Source organism: Roseburia sp. OF03-24 (genome assembly GCF_003463035.1).
Taxonomy (GTDB): domain Bacteria; phylum Bacillota; class Clostridia; order Lachnospirales; family Lachnospiraceae; genus Roseburia; species Roseburia rectibacter.
Map to the genome: position 1 here is coordinate 1 of NZ_QSCK01000058.1, position 2,561 is coordinate 2,561.

3 protein-coding genes are annotated in these 2,561 nt (G+C 42.8%); all 3 read right to left on the reverse strand.

Annotated features, from left to right (window positions below; translation table 11 throughout):
* Positions 1–6 precede the first annotated feature (6 nt).
* Positions 7–1,653 carry an IS66 family transposase gene (gene tnpC, locus DXA60_RS18015; protein ID WP_117922645.1) on the reverse strand — a complete coding sequence of 549 codons (1,647 nt, stop codon included), beginning with the start codon at positions 1,651–1,653 and terminating at the stop codon, positions 7–9.
* A 146-nt stretch (positions 1,654–1,799) separates the two neighbouring features.
* Positions 1,800–2,153: an IS66 family insertion sequence element accessory protein TnpB gene (gene tnpB, locus DXA60_RS18020; protein WP_006855325.1), complete on the reverse strand. Its 354-nt coding sequence runs from the start codon at positions 2,151–2,153 to the stop codon at positions 1,800–1,802.
* Positions 2,146–2,484, reverse strand: a complete 339-nt coding sequence (gene tnpA, locus DXA60_RS18025; protein ID WP_117922646.1) for an IS66 family insertion sequence element accessory protein TnpA — start codon at positions 2,482–2,484, stop codon at positions 2,146–2,148. Before tnpA ends, tnpB begins: the two co-directional genes overlap by 8 nt.
* Between the last annotated feature and the right edge of the window lie 77 nt (positions 2,485–2,561).

The following is a 2,561-nucleotide window of genomic DNA, read 5'->3' on the forward strand; positions in this document are numbered from 1 at the left end:
CACATTTTATTTCTTCTTTTTGGTTCGAAATCCTTCCGGTAATTCATTTGACCATGGCAAAAGCCGATTTAGATCATCCGGCTTTGGAAAAGGTCCCATTTTACGAAGCTCTTCTAATACATAGGAAAGATATACATACGGCTTCAGACCATTCAGCAGGGCTGTTTCTGCGATACTATAAACAACAGCACTGGCATCTGCACCACGGATACTCTTGGCAAACAGCCAATTCCGGCGGCCTACTGCAAAATTTTTGATTGCACGCTCCGCACTATTATTATCAATGCTCAGATGCCCATCATCCAAGTACCTGCGAAGATAGGTTTCCTGATTCAGCGTATATAAAATGGCATCACCAATAAGGGAAGATCTGTCTACAGAATCTTCCATCGAATGCAGCCATTCAAACAGGGCATCCACCACTGGACGTGACTGTTTCTGACGTTCCTGATACCGTTCTTCCGGTGTCTTATCTTTGATCAGTTCCTCTACTTTATACAGGATTCCGATCCTCGTCATTGCCTGATATGCAACTGTTTCTTTCAGCTGCTCCTTTGTGAAATCCTTTTTTAATGCCGTGAGTGCAGCATCAAAACGGCGTCTCGCATGGGTAAAGCATCCGGTTACGGTAATGGAATCGTTCAGTCCATGATACGCCTGATATCCATCACACGTCAGATATCCATGAAATGTATCTCCAAGGAAGTTTACCGGGTGATATCCGGCACGCGTTCTCTCATAATCAAAGAGAACCATCTGTGGGGCTTCACTGTAATGATCTGTCAGATATACCCACATCCAGTTTTGAGATGATCCTTTCTGATCTGGTTCATCAATCACCTGGATCCTGGTTTCATCGCAATGGATGTATCTGCTCTTTAGGAATTCTTCCTTCATCTGCCCATAAAGCAGTCCCAGATACCGGTCTGCACAGCTGATGATCCAGTTTGCCATTGTTTTTGTTGAAAGATTTAAGTCATACCTTGCGAATTCCCGTTCCTGTCTTGCCAGCGGCATGCCATTGACATACTTTGCATTCATGATTCCGGCAACCAGCGAAGGTGTAGCAATGCTTCCCTTGATCAGCGGAAACTCTTTTTCCGGCCGGATCATAGCACCACATTTTGGACAACTGTATACATAGGTTACTTCTTCCACCACTTCAAAGGTGGAGGGGATGAATTTCAGTCGTTTTACGACTTCTTTTGTGACGACTTTATACTTTGTTCCACAGTCCGGACAATAGCGGTCTTCGCCGGCCAGTTTATATTCGATTGTTTCTGTTACTTCGAAATTAGAGAGATCTTCTTCTTTTTTGCCGGTGCGTTTTTTCCGTTTGTGCGATGGAATCACGATTTCCTCTTCAATCTCAGCAGTATCCATATCTGCATTGACTTCAGCCTCATTAAACAGATCCATCTGTTCATATCCATCTGCGTATTTTTCACTGGAAGAACCGAAACGTCTTCTTTGTGCAAGCGCAAGACGGTCTGAAAGCATTGCGTTCATAAATTCCAGTTCTTTCTGCTTGTCTTTCAGAAGCTGTACCTCGGTCTCTTTTTTTTGAACCTGATTCTGCATGATTCTCATAACTTCCATCATGTTTTCACGGCTCATGTTATTCAGCTGTTCCTCTGTAAAAAACGGATCCATCCGGCAATCTCCAAACTCTTATATGATAATTCCAGTATAGCATAGAAAGTCCAGCTGTTCGAGAAAAATCAACGTTTTACTGTGTAGGAATATATACCGATATCCACAAGTATTTCGTGCTTTTTGCGAATTGACAAATCCGTTCTTTATACAACAATCTTTGGATGTCTTTCTTCAAAAGCTCCCTTCGGAGTAAGTGAAAGACCATCACACAGCCAATGCATTTCTTTCAGGGTCACTTTCTGTAATTCATCCGGAGTATCCGGCCAGTGAAAGGAATCTTTGTCAAGCCTCTTCATCAGAATCCAGAAACCGGATCCGTCCCATTGCAGAATCTTAATAGAAGTCCGCCTGCGGTTGCAGAACGCAAACATGCAGCGCGAATAGGGATCAAGTTTGAATTTCAGCTTGATAATTGCAGCCAGTCCGTGATAGCTTTTTCTCAGATCGGTAGCTCCACAGGCAAGGTAAACGGTTGTGCCACCTGCCAGATCAAGCATGATCTTTCAGCCCCTGGATCAGAACACGAAAAAATTCCGGCGGGCATTCAGGCATCACTTCAATCCGAATAGCGTTTGTGATAAAAATGCGGACTGGAGACGGGCTGATATTCAAAGTCTCATTCTTTGAAATCTCTTTTTCCGTTGGCATTTTTGCAAAAATCATATCTGTATCTGATTGTTCGTCCAATTTTTTCAGCTTGCGCATCCAATAATTCATTGTAGAGACTGGAACGTGATGTTCCTGACACCATGTTTTGCAAGTCTGCCCACTGGATTGAAATTCATGGATTCGTTCAGACCACAGAGTGATTTTTTCATCTTTTTTCATAATGATACAGTTTCCTTCCTTTGTTATGAAAAGAGTGTATCAGAAAAATATAGTTGCTGACAGATACGGATGATTAC

What these genes read in the sequence shown, in the direction of transcription:
- tnpC (WP_117922645.1), bottom strand. Translation starts at nt 1,653, where the DNA reads ATGGATCCGTTTTTTACAGAGGAACAGCTGAATAACATGAGCCGTGAA.
- tnpB (WP_006855325.1), bottom strand. Translation starts at nt 2,153, where the DNA reads ATGCTTGATCTGGCAGGTGGCACAACCGTTTACCTTGCCTGTGGAGCT.
- tnpA (WP_117922646.1), bottom strand. Translation starts at nt 2,484, where the DNA reads ATGAAAAAAGATGAAAAAATCACTCTGTGGTCTGAACGAATCCATGAA.